This is a genomic window from Candidatus Sulfotelmatobacter sp., from assembly GCA_035504415.1.
Taxonomy (GTDB): domain Bacteria; phylum Vulcanimicrobiota; class Vulcanimicrobiia; order Vulcanimicrobiales; family Vulcanimicrobiaceae; genus Vulcanimicrobium.
On sequence record DATJRY010000007.1, the window covers coordinates 1 to 17,319 of the forward strand.

Annotated in this window: 24 protein-coding genes; 21 read left to right on the forward strand and 3 right to left on the reverse strand. The window is 70.3% G+C overall.

The window, feature by feature from the left end:
• The 11 genes from VMD91_03175 to VMD91_03225 all read left to right on the forward strand — a co-directional run.
• A partial coding sequence (locus VMD91_03175) for a glycosyltransferase (protein HTW83055.1) occupies positions 1–357 on the forward strand: 357 nt, incomplete at its 5' end.
• A gap of 38 nt (positions 358–395) precedes the next feature.
• Positions 396–836, forward strand: a complete 441-nt coding sequence (locus tag VMD91_03180) for a hypothetical protein (protein ID HTW83056.1) — start codon at positions 396–398, stop codon at positions 834–836.
• A gap of 19 nt (positions 837–855) precedes the next feature.
• The gene (locus VMD91_03185; GenBank protein ID HTW83057.1) at positions 856–1,440 is read left to right on the forward strand and encodes a DNA-3-methyladenine glycosylase; all 585 of its coding nucleotides are present in this window, start codon (positions 856–858) and stop codon (positions 1,438–1,440) included.
• Positions 1,415–2,986 carry a transcription termination factor Rho gene (gene rho, locus VMD91_03190; GenBank protein ID HTW83058.1) on the forward strand — a complete coding sequence of 524 codons (1,572 nt, stop codon included), beginning with the start codon at positions 1,415–1,417 and terminating at the stop codon, positions 2,984–2,986. The genes VMD91_03185 and rho overlap by 26 nt, the downstream gene beginning before the upstream one ends.
• Positions 2,983–3,732, forward strand: coding sequence for a pseudouridine synthase (locus VMD91_03195; GenBank protein ID HTW83059.1), 750 nt, complete (start codon positions 2,983–2,985; stop codon positions 3,730–3,732). The genes rho and VMD91_03195 overlap by 4 nt, the downstream gene beginning before the upstream one ends.
• A gap of 9 nt (positions 3,733–3,741) precedes the next feature.
• The gene (aroH, locus tag VMD91_03200) at positions 3,742–4,122 is read left to right on the forward strand and encodes a chorismate mutase (protein HTW83060.1); all 381 of its coding nucleotides are present in this window, start codon (positions 3,742–3,744) and stop codon (positions 4,120–4,122) included.
• A 141-nt stretch (positions 4,123–4,263) separates the two neighbouring features.
• Complete coding sequence (locus VMD91_03205; protein ID HTW83061.1) at positions 4,264–5,586, forward strand: TonB family protein; 1,323 nt, start codon at positions 4,264–4,266, stop codon at positions 5,584–5,586.
• Between the two features lie 145 nt (positions 5,587–5,731).
• Positions 5,732–6,394, forward strand: a complete 663-nt coding sequence (locus VMD91_03210) for a MotA/TolQ/ExbB proton channel family protein (protein ID HTW83062.1) — start codon at positions 5,732–5,734, stop codon at positions 6,392–6,394.
• Positions 6,395–6,431: 37 nt separating this feature from the next.
• Entirely contained in the window at positions 6,432–6,845 is a 414-nt protein-coding gene (locus VMD91_03215; GenBank protein HTW83063.1) for a biopolymer transporter ExbD, read from the forward strand.
• A 24-nt stretch (positions 6,846–6,869) separates the two neighbouring features.
• A complete protein-coding gene (locus VMD91_03220; protein HTW83064.1) occupies positions 6,870–7,298 on the forward strand; it encodes a biopolymer transporter ExbD in 429 nt (142 codons plus the stop codon).
• A 69-nt stretch (positions 7,299–7,367) separates the two neighbouring features.
• A complete protein-coding gene (locus VMD91_03225; GenBank protein ID HTW83065.1) occupies positions 7,368–8,069 on the forward strand; it encodes an energy transducer TonB in 702 nt (233 codons plus the stop codon).
• A 105-nt stretch (positions 8,070–8,174) separates the two neighbouring features.
• On the opposite strand, the gene VMD91_03230 is transcribed toward VMD91_03225, so the two are convergent.
• On the reverse strand, positions 8,175–8,534 hold the full coding sequence (locus VMD91_03230) for a PilZ domain-containing protein (GenBank protein ID HTW83066.1): 360 nt from the start codon (positions 8,532–8,534) through the stop codon (positions 8,175–8,177).
• A 40-nt stretch (positions 8,535–8,574) separates the two neighbouring features.
• Here VMD91_03230 and VMD91_03235 point away from each other — a divergent pair, with 40 nt between their 5' ends.
• Positions 8,575–9,453 carry an undecaprenyl-diphosphate phosphatase gene (locus VMD91_03235; GenBank protein HTW83067.1) on the forward strand — a complete coding sequence of 293 codons (879 nt, stop codon included), beginning with the start codon at positions 8,575–8,577 and terminating at the stop codon, positions 9,451–9,453.
• The gene (locus VMD91_03240) at positions 9,450–9,617 is read left to right on the forward strand and encodes a hypothetical protein (GenBank protein ID HTW83068.1); all 168 of its coding nucleotides are present in this window, start codon (positions 9,450–9,452) and stop codon (positions 9,615–9,617) included. The genes VMD91_03235 and VMD91_03240 overlap by 4 nt, the downstream gene beginning before the upstream one ends.
• Here VMD91_03240 and VMD91_03245 read toward each other — a convergent pair.
• The gene (locus tag VMD91_03245) at positions 9,614–10,528 is read right to left on the reverse strand and encodes a hypothetical protein (GenBank protein HTW83069.1); all 915 of its coding nucleotides are present in this window, start codon (positions 10,526–10,528) and stop codon (positions 9,614–9,616) included. The genes VMD91_03240 and VMD91_03245 overlap by 4 nt on opposite strands.
• Positions 10,525–11,601, reverse strand: a complete 1,077-nt coding sequence (locus tag VMD91_03250) for an HD domain-containing phosphohydrolase (GenBank protein ID HTW83070.1) — start codon at positions 11,599–11,601, stop codon at positions 10,525–10,527. The genes VMD91_03245 and VMD91_03250 overlap by 4 nt, the downstream gene beginning before the upstream one ends.
• Before the next feature lie 37 nt (positions 11,602–11,638).
• Between VMD91_03250 and VMD91_03255 the strand changes: the two genes are divergently transcribed.
• Genes VMD91_03255 through VMD91_03290 form a run of 8 tightly spaced genes read left to right on the forward strand, consistent with a single transcriptional unit; the run spans position 11,639 to position 17,315 of the window.
• Complete coding sequence (locus tag VMD91_03255) at positions 11,639–12,685, forward strand: cysteine synthase A (GenBank protein HTW83071.1); 1,047 nt, start codon at positions 11,639–11,641, stop codon at positions 12,683–12,685.
• On the forward strand, positions 12,682–13,155 hold the full coding sequence (gene moaC / locus VMD91_03260) for a cyclic pyranopterin monophosphate synthase MoaC (GenBank protein ID HTW83072.1): 474 nt from the start codon (positions 12,682–12,684) through the stop codon (positions 13,153–13,155). The genes VMD91_03255 and moaC overlap by 4 nt, the downstream gene beginning before the upstream one ends.
• Positions 13,152–13,667, forward strand: coding sequence for a MogA/MoaB family molybdenum cofactor biosynthesis protein (locus tag VMD91_03265; protein HTW83073.1), 516 nt, complete (start codon positions 13,152–13,154; stop codon positions 13,665–13,667). The genes moaC and VMD91_03265 overlap by 4 nt, the downstream gene beginning before the upstream one ends.
• Complete coding sequence (locus VMD91_03270) at positions 13,664–14,980, forward strand: folylpolyglutamate synthase/dihydrofolate synthase family protein (protein HTW83074.1); 1,317 nt, start codon at positions 13,664–13,666, stop codon at positions 14,978–14,980. Before VMD91_03265 ends, VMD91_03270 begins: the two co-directional genes overlap by 4 nt.
• A complete protein-coding gene (gene folP, locus VMD91_03275) occupies positions 14,973–15,845 on the forward strand; it encodes a dihydropteroate synthase (GenBank protein ID HTW83075.1) in 873 nt (290 codons plus the stop codon). The genes VMD91_03270 and folP overlap by 8 nt, the downstream gene beginning before the upstream one ends.
• Positions 15,842–16,195 (forward strand): dihydroneopterin aldolase, encoded by a 354-nt coding sequence (locus tag VMD91_03280; protein HTW83076.1) that lies wholly within the window; start codon positions 15,842–15,844, stop codon positions 16,193–16,195. Before folP ends, VMD91_03280 begins: the two co-directional genes overlap by 4 nt.
• Positions 16,192–16,662: a 2-amino-4-hydroxy-6-hydroxymethyldihydropteridine diphosphokinase gene (gene folK, locus VMD91_03285; GenBank protein ID HTW83077.1), complete on the forward strand. Its 471-nt coding sequence runs from the start codon at positions 16,192–16,194 to the stop codon at positions 16,660–16,662. The genes VMD91_03280 and folK overlap by 4 nt, the downstream gene beginning before the upstream one ends.
• Positions 16,659–17,315: a hypothetical protein gene (locus VMD91_03290; GenBank protein ID HTW83078.1), complete on the forward strand. Its 657-nt coding sequence runs from the start codon at positions 16,659–16,661 to the stop codon at positions 17,313–17,315. Before folK ends, VMD91_03290 begins: the two co-directional genes overlap by 4 nt.
• Positions 17,316–17,319: the final 4 nt, after the last annotated feature.

Below are 17,319 nucleotides of genomic sequence, written 5' to 3' on the forward strand. Positions count from 1 at the left end.
CGCGTCCGCTTCGCGGGGACGCTGCCCCGCGAGCGGCTCCCCGACGTCTACGCCTCGGCCGACGCCTTCGTCTTCCCCTCGACGACCGAGACGCAGGGTCTGGTCCTCGCCGAAGCGCTCGCCGCCGGCCTCCCGGTCGTCGCCGCCGACAGCGAGGCCTCGCGCGACGTGCTGGCCGGCGCCGGGCGGATCGCCGCCGCCGACCCCGCCGCCTTCGCCGCGGCGTTGCAGGCCGCGATCGCGTGCGGACGCGATCAGAGTGCCGTACATTTGGCATTCTCGCGGTTTACCGTCGGGATGCACGCGCGGCGAATTCTCGCCCTCTACCGGGAGGTGCTCGGCGCGCGGGCAGCTTGACTCGAACACATGTTCGATATAGGATGAACGCACGAGCCATGACGCAGCAGAAGATCCGCCACCGTTCCGCCGACGTCGCCGTCGGCTACGCCGTGACCCCGGCGGGCCGGGGGATCGCCTACGCGACGATCGCGACCGGAACCGGGCGGACCCTCGCCAAGGTGCCGTTCGGGGCGGTCCCGCTGGGCGCGCTCGACGGGCGGGAGTTCGGCTACGCGGCGCTGACCGCCGTCGCCGGCTACCTGCGGACCAACGGCTTCACCCGCGTGCGGATCCGGCTGGGCGACGGGCGCACCGTCGACGACCTGGCCGCCCGAACCAGCGTCCCGCCCGCCCTGACGATGGCGTACGTCAAGGCACGCTGCGCACTGCACGGCTTCGCGCTCGCGCGCGTCGAACGGGCGGAACCGGTTGAAACGAACGAGCTCGAAGCGCGCGCCCGCGCCGACATCGCCCAGCGCCCCGCCGCCGCCGCCTGAGCTCGCCCTCGGCCGGCGGGTGGGTCGCGACGACCTGCCCCTGGAGATCATCGCGCTCTCGCGCGCGCTGATCGGCCTGCTGCTGGTCCGTGTCTACGAGGGTGAGCCGCTGGTCGGGCGGATCGTCGAGACCGAAGCGTACATGCCCGGCGATCCGGCCTCGCACGCGTTTCGCGGGCGAACCGCGCGCAACGGCACGATGTTCGGCGACGCGCTGCACGCCTACGTCTACTTCATCTACGGCGTGAACTGGTGCCTCAACGTGACGGCCGAAGCGCCCGGAATCGCGGCGGCCGCGCTGATCCGCGCCGCCGAGCCGGTGGCGGGGGTGTCGCGCATGCGCGCGCTGCGCGGGCGGCCCGACCTGCGCGACCGCGATCTGGCGCGCGGGCCGGGCAACCTCTGCCGGGCGATGGCGATCGGCCCCGAGTTCGACGGCGTCGACTTGGCGGACGACCCGCTGTTGCGGCTCTACGACGACGGCGTGCGCCCCGAGATCGGGACCAGCGTTCGCATCGGTTTGACCCACGGTGCCGACCGGCCGCTCCGCTTCTACGCGCGCGGCAACCCGAGCGTCAGTGGACGGCGCGCCTTGTCGCCATGAGGTCGGGTGTGGTAGACTCCGAGCGTCGCGCGGTCCCGCATCGCGTCGGCCTTCCCGTTCCTCTCGCGCCTCGCGACGACGCGCAGCCCCGGCAGCCTCGCCGGTAGGACACCGTCCCGCGGAGCGCTCGTCTCCCCGAGGGAGCAGTTCGCTGCAGTTCGACAACCGACCCCAGAACAACGGCCGCCCCGAAGGCGGAGGTCGTCGCCGTCGCTCGCGACGCAATCGACAGCGCTACAACGACGGCGGTCCCGCGCCGGCGCAGAGCGACGTCTTCACCCAACCCGAGTTTCCGCAGCCCGTCGGGCCGCCGCTGCTCTCCGCCGAGCAGCTCGCCGAGATGAGCAAAGCCGAGCTCAACGAGCTGGCCAAGACCTTCGAGATCGAGAACCCGACCAAGATCAAGAAGGACGACCTCGTCGCGCAGATCCTCGAGATCCAAGCGCAGCGCAGCGGCCTGGAGAAGGCCAACGGCGTCCTCGACGTCCTGCCCGAAGGCTACGGGTTCTTGCGCCGCGAGGGCTATCTGGTCGGCACGGACGACATCTACATCTCGCAGTCGCAGATCCGCCGCTTCGAGCTGCGCCGCGGCGATCTGGTCGCCGGCCAAGTGCGCCGGCCCAAAGAGAACGAGAAGTACTACGGCATCGTCAAGGTCGAGACGATCAACGGCCGTTCGCCCGAAGCGATCCAGAACCGGCCGGTGTTCGAGCAGCTCGGCGCCGAGCCACCGGAGCACCGCTTCACGCTCGAGACGCGCGGCGACCTGACGACGCGAGCCATCGATTTGTTCGCACCGCTCGGCAAGGGACAGCGCGCGCTGCTGCTGGCGCCTCCGCGCACGAACGAGAGCGCGCTGTTGGCGCGGATCGCGCGCGCCTTGGGCACCAACGCGCCCGACGCGCACGTCATCGTGCTGTTGGTCGACGAACGGCCCGAAGCGGTCACGCACCTGCAACGCTCGCTCGACGTCGAAGTCGTCGCGACGACGTTCGAGGATCATCCGGACAGCCACGTCACGACCGCCGAGCTCGTCTTCGAGCGCGCCAAGCGGCTGGCGGAGCTCGGCGGCGACGCCGTCGTGCTGATCTCCTCGTTCACACGCCTGGTCCGCGCGTACGCGGCCGGCGCGCACTCCAAAGGCAACCTCGACGCCGCGGCCCTGACCCGGCCCAAGCGCCTGTTCGGCGCGGCGCGCGCGATCGAGGGCGGCGGTTCGCTGACCGTGCTGGCCGCGATCGGGAACGGCAGCTCGCCGTTCGACGCGCTGCTGATCGACGAGTTCGCGCCGGCCGCCAACGCCGAGCTGGTGCTGGCGCGCGAGCTGGCCGAAGCGCGGGCCTATCCGCCGATCGACCTGCTGCGCAGCGGCAACGTCTACGAAGAGCAGCTGCTCAGCGAGATCGCGTGCCACAAGATCGGCGATCTGCGCCGCGCGCTGGCCGGCGTGCCGACGGTCGAAGCCTCGGAGCGGATCTACGCGGCGTTGGCTCGGACGCAGACGAACGACGAGTTCATCACCGCGTTCGATCTGAAGAAGGTCTGAGGCTCCAGAAGTTCCTCGCGGCGGCCGGCATCGCGTCGCGCCGCCGCGCGGAAGAGCTGATCGTGGCCGGCCGCGTGCGCGTCGACGGCGCGCTCGTGCGCGAGCTCGGCACGCAGGTCGGCGAGGACGCGCGGGTCGAGGTCGACGGCAAGCCGGTGCGCGTCAGCGAGACGCGCACCTACCGCGTCGTGCACAAGCCGGTCGGCGTCGTCACGACGTTGCGCGACCCCGAAGGCCGGCGCACGATCGCCGAGCTGGTGCGCGGCGCCGGGGTGACCGCCCGCGTCGTTCCGGTCGGCCGGCTCGACTACGACACCAGCGGCGTCCTGTTGGTCACCGACGACGGCGCGCTCGCGCACGTCCTGACCCATCCGCGGTTCGGCGTCGAGAAGACGTACCGCGCGACGGTACGCGGCCGGCTCGAGCCGGGCGACGTCGAGAAGGTCTTGCAGGGCGTGCGGCTCGAGGAGGGCCGCGCCGCGCCGGCCCAGGTGCGCGTGGTCGCCGTGCGCCGTGACGTCTCGCTGGTCGACCTCACGCTGCACGAGGGCCGCAACCGTCAAGTGCGGCGCATGTTCGAGACCCTCGGACATCCGGTGCTCGCGCTCACGCGGCTGCGCTTCGGGCCGATCGCGCTGGGCGCGCTGCCGGTCGGCGGGGTCCGCCCGCTCAGCGAGCGGGAGCTCGCGGCGCTGCGTCGCATCGTGGCGGATGCACATACGGACGCGACGCCGGCCCGGACCTGAGCGCCGATGATGCTGCGCGGGATTCGCGGGGCGACGACGGTCGCGCGGGACGAGCCCGCGCTCATCCTCGACGCGACCGAGCGCTTGTTGCGCACGATCGTCGACCGCAACCGGTTCGTCCCCGAGGACGTCGGTTCGGCGCTGTTCACGGTCACGCCGGACTTGGTCTCCGAGTTTCCGGCCGCGGCGGCGCGCCGGATGGGCTGGACGCTGGTGCCGCTGCTCAACTTCACCGAGATCGGCGTCCCCGGCCGGCTGCAGCGCTGCATTCGGGTCATGGTGCACGTCAATACCGAGCTGCGCCAGGACGAGATCGTGCACGTCTACCTCGAGGGAGCGGTCGTGTTGCGCCCCGACTTGGTCAGCCCCGGCGATTCGGAACGGGCCTGACGCGGAAAAAGGTGGCGGACGCGAAGCGGGCCAATCGCCTGCGGTCACCCCTGCGCGTCGCGCCGGCGCTCGCCCGCTCGCGGACCCGCTCCGCCGATCGCCCTGCCGGCGACGCGATGCTCCAGCAACTCACGAGGTAGGATGCTCCGTACGTCATGCCCGCTCGCCTTGGCCGTGTTCGCGACGGCGCTCGCGGCCAGTCCGCTCAGCGCGCTCGCGCAGACCGCGACGTTCTACGTTCCGCCCAAGATCGTCAAGCAAGGAACGGCGTCGAGTGCGATCGCCGGGTCGGGCAAGGTCGAAGTGAAGGTGTTCGTTCACAAGAACGGCTCCGTCGGCAACGTCCAAATCATCAAATCCTCGAATCCCGGCGACAACGCCGCCGCGACCGAGATCGCCAAATCGGCGAGCTACCGCGCCGCGACGCGCGACGGAAAACCAAGTGACGCGTTCTACACCTACGTGCTGACGTTCAACGGCAAGTCGGTCGCGCTCGACGTCTCCGGCGAAGAGGCGATCAACAAGACCGCGACCAGCGGCGAGATGACGAGCATCAACGCGGAGATGGGGAGCGCCAACTACGCCAAGGCGAAGTCGGACTTGCAGGCCTATCTCAACACGCACGCCGGCGATCGCCAAGCCGAGACGCTGCTGGGCGCGGCCAACTTCTACCTCAACGACTTCACCGACGCGGCGGCGGCCTTCGATCAAGCCGGCACCGTGCCGCCGACCTTCGTCGCCGTCGCATACAACTCGTACGCCGGCGCCAGCGACGCTGCGATCAAAGACAAGCAGTACGACGCGGCCGTCGCCGATGCGGGACACGCCGCCGCGCTGCAGCCGCAAAACCCGGTGCCGTACTTCTACCGCGGCACCGCCGAGACGTACGAGAAGAAGTACGCCGATGCGATCGCCGACCTCGAGAAGGCGAAGTCGCTCGAGAACGCGCAGACGCCGCCCGCGACGGTGAACACGATCGACACCGCGCTGGTGCAGGTCTATCTGGCGGGCGGCCAGGTCGACAAAGGGGTGGCGCTCGCGCAGCAGCTGCGCCAACGCGACCCCGGCAACACCCAGGTCGTCACGATCCTGATCAATCACTACGCCGCCGCGGCCAACGAGGCGTCGCAAGCCGGCAACGTCGCCGCAGCGGTCGACGACTACGAGAAGGCCGCCCAGCTCGACACCGCGCACGCCGCGGCGTACTACGTCGGCGCCGCCAGCGTGCTGGGTAATGCAGCCAAGACGAAGGACGACTTCAAGAAGGCCTTCGTCGAGGCGCAGAAGGCCGTCGCGGCCGCTCCGAGCGATGCGGGCGCCAACTACACGGCCGGCGTGTTGGCGGCGAACGCGGGCGACACGGCCTCTGCCACGACGTATCTTCAGAAGGCCAAGGCAAACGTGGGAACCGACGCCTCGCTGGCGGCCAAGATCGACACGGCCTTGAAGAAGATCGGACACTAGTAGGAATGCGCGCCGGGACCGCCAATTCTCCGTACCCGCGCCGGGAGCGACGCCCCGCCGTCTTTCTTATTGCTCCGGCAGCGGCCCCACCGGATTCGATGACCGGCAATCACCCCTCGACGTCTCGGAGGCGTTAGCGGACCTCGTGAATTTCTCAGAATTCTTCAACTTCATCGTCGCGGGCGGCTTCGCGATGTGGGTGCTGCTCTTGCTCTCGGTGGTCGCAGTCGCGATCGTGATCGAGCGGCTGCTCTTCTTCGCGAGCCAGCACTCGGACTCGAAGGGCCTGCTCAAGCAGATCGGCCAGAGAATCGCCGCCGACGACCTGTCGGGCGCGATCAAGATCTGCAAGCAGAACAAGGGCATGCTCCCGAAGATCCTCGAGTTCGGCTTGCAGCGCGGTGAGAAGAACCGCGCCGACATCACCGACGCGCTGTCGATCGCGCTGATGGAGAACCTGAACTCGCTCGAGCGCAACCTCGGCGTCATCGGTACGATCGCCGTCATCGCGCCGTTCGTCGGTCTGTTCGGTACCGTGCTCGGTATCATCCGCGCCTTCCAAGACATCGCCCTCAAGGGCAACTCGACCCCGGCCGTCGTCGCGGCGGGCGTCTCGGAAGCGCTGATCACGACCGCCGCCGGTCTGTTCGTCGCCGTCGTCTCGGTGGTGTTCTTCAACTACTTCAAGACGCGGATCAAGGCGTACAACCAGGAGATGATCGTCGCCTCGAACCAGCTCGCCGAGATGCTGCACTTCCACAACACCGGTGCGGCGATCCCGACCGACCTGTACCAGCCGGCGAAGTAGGGTCTAGGCTGAACCTCCGGACCGAAGGACTCGACTCATGAGCATGGTCTCCTCCCAACAGGACGATCAGGTGATGGCCGAGATCAACATCACGCCGTTCACGGACGTGCTGCTGGTCCTGCTCATCATCTTCATGATCCTGGCCGCCCTGGTCGCGCCGCCCGGCTTCGAGAAGCAGCTGCCCAACAGCGACAACAGCCCCCCGACGCATCAGGCCAAGAAGTCTGACGACATCGAGGTGCTGGTCAACGAGAAGGGCACGATCTTCGTCGATGGCAAGAAGTCGGACGACGTACACATCTACGGCGACATGCAAGCCGTCGAGAAGGCCAAGGGCAACAAGCACGTCTCGCTGACCGCCGACGTGAAGGCGCCGTACGGCACCATCATCCGCATCCTCGACGCCGCGAAGATCGCCGGTCTGAACGACGTCGGCTTCGTCACCTCGTAGTCCCGCAGAAGGAACCCCGCTCACGTGGCCGTTTCCACCGGACAAGGCGAAGAAGAAGTGATGTCGACGATCAACATCACGCCGTTCACGGACGTGCTGTTGGTCTTGCTCATCATCTTCATCATCCTCGCCTCGGTCGTCAAAGAGCCGAAGCTCCCCGACGCCTATAACAAAGAGAAGGTCCATCCGTCGCAGATCGTCGTGCTGGTCGACGACAAGAACCACGTCCAGATCGGCTCCAACATCGTCGACGAGATGCAGGCCAAAGAGCAGTTCGCGGAACTGGTCAAGGCGACGGGCAGCGGTCTGAAGACGGTCATCATCAAGGCGGACCCGCACGCCAGTTTCGGCACGATCCTGCGCGTCATGGACGCCGCGAAGTCGGCCCACCTGGATACCTTCGGCCTTGCCAACCACGTGCAAGGAACGCCGCAAGGACAATCGGGCGGCTAAATGGCGACGACACCGACTCCCCCCAAGCCTACGCCGCCGCCTTCGACGGCAGACCGGGCCAAGAACTTCTTGGCCTACGGGTTCGTCATCTCGGTCATCCTGCATCTGTTGATCGGGCCGTTCATTCAGTTCCACAACACGCAGACGGAAGAAGAAGCGCCGCAAAAGGTGACGGTCGTGCGCGTTCCCACGCCGCCGCCGACGCCGCCGCCGACGCCCAAGCCGACGCCGACGCCCAAACCGACGCCGCCGCCCAAGGTGACGCCGGTGCCGCAGACGCCCGCGCCGCAGCAGCCCAGGATCAAGATCAACACGCTCAAGACCGAGTCGCACAGCGGCGGTCCGAGCGAGGCCGCCAACAAGTACACGACGGGGAACACCCAAGGCATCCCGCAGGGCCAAGGCACCGCGGCGCCGGTCAACGCGCCGGCGGCCACGCCCGCGCCCCCGCCGCCGACCCCGACGCCGGTCCCCACGCCGACGCCGCTGGCGTGCGCGCACCCCAACGTGGCCGCGACGACGATTCGCGCGGTCGAGCCCGACATGCCGCCGATCGCGGCGCAGCAGGGCATCTCCGGCACCGTGCAGGTGCAGGTCTCGCTCGACGACCACAGCCGCGTCACCAGCGTCAAGGTCTACAGCTCGCCCAGCGCGCTGCTCAACAACGCGGCGCTCAGCGCGGCCCGCCAGTCGACGTTCCAAACCGACGTCAAAGACTGCAAGCCGGTCGCCGCCGACTACCTCTTCAGCGTCACCTTCGACAGCCAATAGAGGCTTGGGCGCTCTTGACGAGCGCCCAAGCTGTCGCGTTCGCGGCCTGCGGCCGCGAGCCGCATACGTCGACGAACGGGGTCCGTTGCGGACCCTGTTTGCTTTCTACAGGACGCCGAGGTCGCGGAGTTTGTACATCGTGTCGATGTAGCCGAGCAGGTCTTGGTCCTGCGCGTCGGTGCGATCGGTGAACTCGACGCCGGTTCGGTACTTGCCCAGCGCGGCATCGAAGCGGCACCAGCGCACGGCGCCGCGCAAGCGCAGCGGCGGGCGCGGCTCGCCGCGGAGCTCCAGCTCGAGCTGTAACTCCTGTCCGGCCGGGAGTTCCGTGTCGGAAAGCATCGCCAGGCCGCCCAAGCCGAGGTCGTACGTCTCGGTATGAGCCGCGGCGAACTCGTCGCCGATCGTAAACGAGACCAAGAGGGGAGCGTCGTTGAGCCGGCGGTGCGAGCGTGCTTCACTCACGCGCCGCGCCTTCACGAGCGAGCGGGAAAGCTCCCCCTGCGTGCGAACGGACGCGGTCGTGACGTTCGTGCAAGCGATGCTCCTTGCGGTGCTGCAGGGCGTCAGTGAGCTCTTCCCGATCAGCAGTCTGGGCCACACGGTACTCGTACCGGCTCTGCTCCGCTGGCCGGTCGACGAGGGCTCCGACGCGTTTCTCGCGTTCGTCGTCGCGCTGCACCTGGGGACCGCGCTCGCCTTGCTGGTCTTCTACCGTGGCGATTGGGTGGCGCTGGCGCGCGGCTTCGTCGCCTCGATCGTGCGCGGCCGCGTCGGCGACGATCCCAACGAACGGATCGCTTGGCTCCTGGTCGCCGGGACGATCCCGGTCGCGGTCCTGGGCGTGCTGTTCGAGTCCGCCGTCAAGCGTTTGTTCGCCTCGCCGATCCCGGTGGCGTGCTTCCTGATCGCCAACGGGCTGCTGATGCTGCTCGGCGAGGCCCTTCGCCGCCGCCAGCACGCCGGTGCCGCCGGGCACGCCTACCGCGAGCTGGACCGGCTCCCGCCGCGCGACGGCGTCGCAATCGGCCTGGCGCAGTCGCTGGCGTTGCTGCCGGGGATCTCGCGCTCGGGCTCGGCGATCGTCGCCGGGCTCTTGTGCGATCTGCGCCACGCGGCCGCGGCGCGCTACTCGTTCTTGCTGGCGACGCCGGTGATCTTCGCGGCGAGCGTCCTCGAGCTGCCCAAGCTGTTGGTGCCGGAGGCTCGGCCGGTCCTCGTCGAATCGGTCGCGGGCGCGGTTCTGGCCGGCCTGACCGCCTACGCGTCGGTGGCCTTCCTGACGCGCTGGTTCCGCCACAACGATCTCGCGCCGTTCGCCTGGTACTGTATCCTCGCCGGCGCGCTCGCGCTCGTCCTCTTCACCACGAAAGTCATCGCATGAAGCAGATCGCTCTGATCCTGGCCGTCATCTTCCTGGTCGTCGCCGTCCTGTACTGGACCGGCATCGTCTTGCCGCACCACGTCAAGCACGGCATCCTGGCCTTCGTGCTGGCGCTGCTGTGCCTGGTCTGGTACCGCTTCCAGACCGCGAGCGCGGCTCGTTAACGCGAGCCGATGATGTAGATCTCGTCCTCGTCGGGCGAGACGACTTCGACGTTGGGGCGGTGCGCGGCGACGATGCGTTCGAAGCGCTGCGCTTCGCGCGCGTGCGCCTGCACGATCACGAACGGCGCGCTCTCGGCCGCGATCAGCACTTCGCCGACGGCGCGATCGTAGCTGGCGTCGTCGTTGACCTTGCCGCCGAAGACGGTATCGCGGTAGAGCCGCTCGACGTTCAGGTACGGATCGCCCTGCCACCAGGCTTCCCACATCCACACGCGCGCGTCGATGCGCTTGGCGCCGCTGCGTCCGGGCGGCGCGAAGTAGACCGCGTCCGTGCGCACCGCGCCGAGCGTGGCGTGGAAGTCGCCTCGCCGCACGGTGTTGCGCTTGCCGTTCTCGACCACCCAGCGTTCGGTCTCGCGGATGTAGTGCCAGGCCAGCTCGCTGGGCGGCACGTCGACGAGATCGTCGGGATACTTCGACTTGAGCAGCCAGTGACAGAGCACGTGCCACAGGCCGACGACGGCCAGGCCGGTTTGGCCGTCGCTGCGCAGGCCGTGCACGTTGGCGTGCCACACGCCCAGATACCGGCACTGGTCCTCGCTGAAGAAGACGCCGTCCCACGCGCGGAAGAGCTCGGTCGGGTAGATGCGCCCCGGCAGCATCTCGACGACTTCGGCGACTTCGCTGTCGCGCAAAATCGTGAAGTCGTTGACGACCAGTCCTTCGCCGGCGCGCACGAACCACTCGAGCAGATCGCCGCCGTGGACCGCGATGCCGTGGCGCTTGAGCGCGTTGAGGTGCATCGGCATCCCCATGAAGGGGTCGATCAGGCTGCGGATGCCGCGCGACTGGCACAGGTCGAGCAGTCGGCTCCCGGAGACGCGTCGGGTGCGAGCGGGGAGATCGATCACGTCGGTGCTCCCAGAAAGGCCAGATACGCGCGCGCGACGGCGGGGTGGAACTGCGTCCCGGAGGCGGCGGCGATGCGGCGGGGGGCGTCGATCGGCGGCAGCGACTCGACCGCGATAGCGAGCCCCAGGATGCCGGCCAGCGGCTCGACGCCGCCGTCTTCGTACCAGGCGGCCGAGGACGCCAGGTGGGCCGCGTCGTCGGCGTAGCCGGGCGCCGCGGCGGCGATCGCCGCGGCGCGCTTCGCCTCGAGGATGCGGTGCTCGCGCGCGAAGCGCGAGAGCGGGTCGAAATCGTCGTGGCCGGCGTCCGCCGCCGCCCGGCCGAGCGAGAGCAGCCGCGCCGTGCGGACCGCCTGGCTCACGTCCAGGTCGAGCCGCTGCGCCAGCGTCTGCGCCAGCTGGGCGCGGCGCTCGCTGCGACCGCGCGTGCGCGAGTCGCGGGCGTCCAGCCGCACGCACAGCTCCTCGAGCAGCAGCCCCTCCTCGAGCGGGGCCAGCTCGGGCAGCAGCGGCTCGCTCCAGTCCACCCGCGCGCCGATGTACTCGCGGAATTGGCGAACCAACTCGACGCGGAAGCGGCGGCCGCTCTCGCCGATGATCGCGTAGAGTGCCTCGGCCGGCTGGCGCGGCTCGCGCGGGTCCTCGATCGCGTCCAGGAAGGCGTGGGCGATGCCGAGCGCCGCCGCCTCGGTGGGGACGCCGTCCCAGCGCAGGCCGTCGGGGATGCCGGTTCCGTCGTCGTACTCGCGGTGCCAGCGGATCGTATCGGCCGCGCGGGCAGGCAGGCCGGGGATGCTGTCGACGAAGCGCGCGCCCAACAGCGGTGCGTCGGCCTCGGCGAGGCCCCGCAGCCGTTCGCTGGCCTCGGGCGGGACGACCACCCCGAGCAGGCCGACGTCGGCCAGCGCGCCGGCGACCCAAGCGGCCGCCACGCCGTCGGTGTCGACGCCGCGGTGCGCCGCGAAGCGCGACGCCAGTGACGCGCGCCGCAGCCCGAATCCCAGCGGGCGTCCGGCCAATGCGTCGCCGACGGCGCTGTAAAGGCCGAGCACGCCGTCAGTGGCAGTGGTCATCGCGAACGGACCGTCGCTGGAACAGGAACCGTCATCCTTGTCGTTCCACGTTCACCGCACCGTGCTGAAACCCTCACCTGCGAGCGATCCCGGGATTCGCGAGGGCTTCGTGGGCACGATCGGCCGAACGCCGCTGATCGCGATCCCGAAGCTTTCGGCGGCGCTGGGCCGCACCGTCCTGGGCAAGGCGGAGTTCCTCAATCCCGGCGGTTCGGTCAAAGACCGCGCCGCGCTCGGGATCATCAGCGACTTCGAAGCGCGCGGCGCGCTGCGTCCCGGCGGCGTCGTCGTCGAGGGGACCGCGGGGAATACCGGGATCGGGCTTGCGTTGGTGGGCAACGCACGCGGCTACCGCACGATCATCGTCATGCCCGACGATCAGGCGCCCGAGAAGTACGGACTGCTGCGCACGTTCGGCGCCGAGCTGCACGTCGTCGAGGCCGTGCCGTTCGCGAACGAGCAGAACTACTATCACGTCGCGCGCCGGATCGCGGAGTCGACGCCGGGCGCGGTGTGGGCCAACCAGTTCGAGAACACCGCCAACCGCGACGCGCACGAGCGCACCACCGGCCCCGAGATCCTCGCCCAGACCGGCGGCCGGCTCGACGCGTTCGTCGCCGCCGCGGGAACGGGCGGTACGATCGCGGGCGTGAGCCGCGCCCTCAAAGCCGCCGATCCGTCGATCCGCACCGTGCTCGCCGATCCGTACGGTTCGTCGCTCTACGCGTACGTGAAGACGGGGCAGCTGGCCAGCGAGGGTGACTCGGTCGCCGAGGGGATCGGCATCAAACGGCTGGTGGCGAACTTCGACGGCGCGCCGGTCGACGACGCGGTGCGCGTCGACGACCGCACGATGGTCGCGATGGCGCACTGGCTCCTGCGCGAGGAAGGCCTGTTCGTCGGCGGCTCGGCGGCGCTGAACGTCGCCGCCGCCGCGCGCTACGCGCGCACGCTGCCGGCCGGGAGCCGCGTCGTGACGGTTCTGTGCGACGGCGGCGACCGCTACCGCTCGCGCCTGTACGACGACGCCTGGCTGGCCGAGAACGACCTCACCGTCCAACCCAACGGCCTGGACTTCTTGTGAGCAAACAGCTCTCGCACGTGCGGGCGGACGGGTCGCTCACGATGGTGGACGTCGGGGCGAAGCCGGCGACGGAGCGTGCGGCGCGCGCCGTGGCGCTGGTGTCGATGTCGGCGGACGCGGCGAACGCGCTGCGCAGCGCGACGTTGGCGAAAGGCGACGCGTTCGCGGCGGCGCAGCTGGCGGGGATCATGGCGGCCAAACGCACCGACGAGCTGATCCCGCTCGCGCATCCGCTCGCGATCGGCGCCGTCGACGTGTCGTTCGCGTGGGACGACGCGACGACGCTGCGCATCGAGACGCGCGCCGCCACCGTCGGGCCCACCGGCGTCGAGATGGAAGCGATGGTCGCGGCCAGCGTCGCCGCGCTGACGATCTACGACATGTGCAAGGCCGTCGACAAGGGCATCACGATCCAAGGGGTGCGGTTGCTGGAGAAGAGCGGCGGCAAGTCGGGGACGTGGCGCGCGTGAGCGAGCGCGAACACCCGGTCGCCGTGATCGTGCTCTCCGACCGCGCCGCGGCCGGCACGCGTCCCGACGCGTGCTTGCCGGTCGTGCGCGAGGCGTTGGCCGACACGCCGCTGCGCATCGACGACGAGCGCGTCATGCCGGACGACGCGGCCGCGCTGCAAGCGGCGCTGATCGAGCTGTGCGACGGGCCGACGCGGCTCGTCCTCACCTCGGGCGGCACCGGCGTGGGGCCGCGCGATCGCACGCCGCAAGCGACCGCCGCCGTGCTCGACTACGAGGTGCCCGGGATCGGCGAGGCGATGCGCGCGCGCTCGCTGCAGGTCACGCCGGGCGCGATGCTCTCGCGCGCGCTGGCCGGGGTGCGCAACCGTTCGCTGATCGTCAACCTGCCGGGCAGCCCGAAGGCGGTGCGCGAGACGCTGGCGGCGATTCTGCCGGCGCTCCCGCACGCGCTCGACCTGCTCGCCGGCGACGAAGCCGACCGTCATCCGACCGGGTTGCACGCAGAGTGACCTTCCAGGCGGCGCAGTCCTATCTGCTGGGGCTGATCAACGAGAACGCGTCGGGCCGGATGCCGAACCGGCTCGAGCGTTTCCGCGCGTTCTTGGCGGAACTGGGCGATCCGCAGGACCGCTATCCGACCGTGCACGTCGCCGGGACCAGCGGCAAGGGCTCGACCTCGACGATGCTGGCCGCCGCTCTGCAGGCTTCGGGCAAGCGCACCGGCTTGCACACCAAGCCGCACCTGGAGAGCGTGACCGAGCGCGCGCGCATCGACGGCGTCGCGATCTCGGAAGAAGCGTTCGGCGATCTGGTCGGCGAGCTGCGCGACGCGGCGATGCGCATCGCCTACGAGCACGGCAGCCCGAGCTACTACGAGATGCTGCTGGCGCTGGCGTTTCTGTGGTTTGCGCGCCAAGAGGTCGACGTGGCGGTGATCGAAGCCGGCGTCGGCGGCCGCCTCGACGGTACCAACGTGCTCACGCCGCAGGTCTCGATCATCACCAACGTCGGGCTCGACCACGTCGAGATCCTCGGCTCGACGCTCGAAGAGATCGCTCGCGACAAGGCCGGGATCGCCAAGCCCGGCATCCCGCTGATCAGCGACGTCGCGCGCGGGCCCGCCCGCGAGCAGATCGAGCGCATCTGCGTGCAGGTCGGCGCGCCCTTCGTCTCGGTCGCCGACTCGGTCGTCGTCGAGGCGCGCGGCGACGAGCGCTACGGACAGTCGTTCGCGCTGACGACGCCGGTCGATCGCTACGAGATCGCGCTGCCGGTGCTGGGCGACTTCCAGCAGCGCAACGCCGCGACCGCGGTGCGCGCCCTCGAGCACCTCCCGCCGTCGCTCCGGCCCTCGCGCGAGGCGATCGAGGCCGGCCTCTCGCGCACCGTCATCCCGGGCCGGATGGAGTTCTTCCCCTCGCATCCGGGCGTCGTCTTCGACATCGCGCACAACGCCGACAAAGCCGCCGGGCTGGCGCACGCGCTGACGCGGACGTTTCCCGACCGCCGCTTCACCTTCGTCATCGCGATCGGCGAGTCGAAGGACGCCATCGAGGTGATCCGCCCGTTCGTCGAGCTGGGCGGATCGTTCATCTTCACCAGCTTCTCGGTCCCCGGCCGGCACGCGTCGCGGCCGCAGCGCTTGGCCTCGATGGCCGACGAGCTGGGCGCATGGGGGCGCGCGATCGCCGACCCGGTCGAGGCGTTCGCGGTGGCGCGGCGCAACGCCGAGGCCGACGACGTCATCGTCGTCACCGGCTCGACGTTCGTCGTCGCGACGCTGCGCAGCTGGTGGGTCGCCAACGTCCTCTCCAATGTCTAGGCTCACCGCCGAGTCCGCGCGCGGCGCGCTGCGCGTGCGCGGACGCGTCTTGCCGTGGGGCGCGCGCACCTACGTCATGGCGATCCTCAACGTCTCGCCCGACTCGTTCTCGGGTGACGGGGACCCCGATCCCGCCGCCGCGGCCGAACGGGGGCTGGGTGCGCTGGCCGAGGGCGCCGACATCCTCGACGTCGGGGCCGAGTCGACGCGGCCCGGACACCGTCCCATCGACGAGCGGGTGGAGCGCGCGCGCTTGCTGCCCGCGTTGGCGGCGATCCGCGCCGCGGCGCCGGACGCGATCGTCTCCGTCGACACCTTCAAAGCCGACGTCTTCCGTGACGCGAGCGCGGCCGGCGGCGACGTGCTCAACTCGATCTGGGGCGCGCCGCCGGCGCTGGTCGAGGCGGCGGCCGAGCACGGTGCCCCGATCGTGGTCATGCACAACAAAGCCGTCGCGGTCTACGAGCGCGACGTCGTCGACGAGGTGCTGGCCTTCCTCGAGGCGGCCGCGACGCGGTGCGTGCGCGCGGGCCTGCCCCCCGAGCACGTGATCCTCGACCCCGGGATCGGCTTCGGCAAGCTGCCCGAACACAATCTCGCCGTGCTGCGCGCGCTGCCGCGGCTGGTCGGGCTGGGGTTCCCGACGCTGATCGGTACCTCGCGCAAGTCGACCATCGGCAAGCTGACCGGTCGCGCGGTCGACGCGCGCGAGTTCGGCACGGCCGCGACGGTCGCGCTCGCGATCGCGGCCGGCGTCGACGTCGTGCGCGTCCACGACGTCGGCGGCCAACGCGACGCGGTGCGCGTCGCCGACGCGATCGTGCGCGGTTGGCGGCCCGAGGGCTGGACCGAGAAGCTGCCGTGAGCCTCGACACGATCGAGCTGCGCGGCATTCGCGCGTGGGGCCGCCACGGCGCGAACCCCGGCGAGCAGGACGTCGCGCAGCCGATCGACGTCGAGCTCGCCTTCGAGCTCGATCTGCGCGCGGCGCGGGCGAGCGACGCGCTCGGCGACACGGTCAGCTACGCGGACGTCCAGGCGCTGGTGGTCGGCATCGTCGCGCGCGAGCGCTTCGCGCTGCTCGAACGCCTCGGCGAGGCGATCCTGACCGCGCTGCTGCGCGATCCTCGCATCGTCCGCGCTCGCGTGACGTTGGCCAAGCCGGGTCTGCTCGCGGGCGCGACGCCGGCCGTCACCCTGCACGCCGCGCGGTGACGACTTCCCGCGCCGCGATCGGACTCGGCTCCAACCTCGGCGATTCGCTCGCGATCGTACGCGCGGCGCTCGGGCGGTTGGCGGACGTCGGTCAGGTCGTCGCGCGCTCGGCGCTCTATCACAGCGCTCCCTGGGGTGTGACCGATCAGCCGCCGTTCGTCAACGCCGCCGCGCTGGTCGACACGGCGCTCGCGCCGCACGATCTGTTGGCGGCCCTCCAGCGGATCGAAGCCGAAGCCGGCCGGGTGCGGACGTATCGGTGGGGCCCGCGCGTGCTGGACCTCGACATCCTGACCTACGGCGAGCTCGCGGTCGACGCGCCCGACCTGGTCATCCCGCACCCGCGGCTGGCCGAGCGCGCCTTCGTGCTCGTCCCGCTGGCCGAGATCGACGCTCGCTTCGTCGCACTACGCGATGCGCTGCCGCCCGGAGAGCGCGCACAGGTCGTCGAAGTCGCCCCGCAATGAGACGCCTGGCCGCCGCCGCGCTCGCGTTCGCCTGGGCCTGCGCCGTGCTGCCGTCGGCGGCACGGGCGGACGCGTTCTCGCCCGTCTCGGTCGGCGTCCACCTCAGCACGATCGGCGACGGGATCACGCTCGAGAAGCCGTTTCTGTACGACTTCAGCCTGCGCGTCGAGACCAACTGGCTGAGCACCTCGCAGCAGACGACCTACACGAACACGGGGTTCACCACGACCTCACGGTTCCGCAACGTCGCGGTGCTGGGCGACTTCCGCCCCTACGGCGGACGCTGGCGGATCAGCGGCGGCTTGACCTTCGGCAGCGACGAGGTCGACAACGTCGCGCGCTTGGGCGCGCCGACCGCGCAGGTCGGCAACGACGTCTATCCCGTCAGCGGGATCGGCAACTTGACCTCACGGGTCTCCTTCAGCCGACCCGGCGTCTATCTGGGCGTGGGGACCGGGACCGGGTTGATCCGCGGGCTCGCGCTGACGGTCGACGGGGGCTTGCTGCTGCGCAACGGTTTCGCCACCGCGAATGCCACCGGTCCGCTGGCCGCCGATCCGGCGTTCCGTGCCGACCTGAGCGTGCTCAGCGGCCAACTGCGCACGCGCGTGATCACGCCCGTCGCCTCGGTCGGCCTCGTTTACCGTCCGTAGCGGC

What these genes read in the sequence shown, in the direction of transcription:
- VMD91_03180 (HTW83056.1), top strand. Translation starts at nt 396, where the DNA reads ATGACGCAGCAGAAGATCCGCCACCGTTCCGCCGACGTCGCCGTCGGC.
- VMD91_03240 (HTW83068.1), top strand. Translation starts at nt 9,450, where the DNA reads ATGAAGCAGATCGCTCTGATCCTGGCCGTCATCTTCCTGGTCGTCGCC.
- folP (HTW83075.1), top strand. Translation starts at nt 14,973, where the DNA reads ATGTCTAGGCTCACCGCCGAGTCCGCGCGCGGCGCGCTGCGCGTGCGC.
- VMD91_03290 (HTW83078.1), top strand. Translation starts at nt 16,659, where the DNA reads ATGAGACGCCTGGCCGCCGCCGCGCTCGCGTTCGCCTGGGCCTGCGCC.
- VMD91_03215 (HTW83063.1), top strand. Translation starts at nt 6,432, where the DNA reads ATGAGCATGGTCTCCTCCCAACAGGACGATCAGGTGATGGCCGAGATC.
- aroH (HTW83060.1), top strand. Translation starts at nt 3,742, where the DNA reads ATGCTGCGCGGGATTCGCGGGGCGACGACGGTCGCGCGGGACGAGCCC.
- VMD91_03205 (HTW83061.1), top strand. Translation starts at nt 4,264, where the DNA reads ATGCTCCGTACGTCATGCCCGCTCGCCTTGGCCGTGTTCGCGACGGCG.
- VMD91_03250 (HTW83070.1), bottom strand. Translation starts at nt 11,601, where the DNA reads ATGACCACTGCCACTGACGGCGTGCTCGGCCTTTACAGCGCCGTCGGC.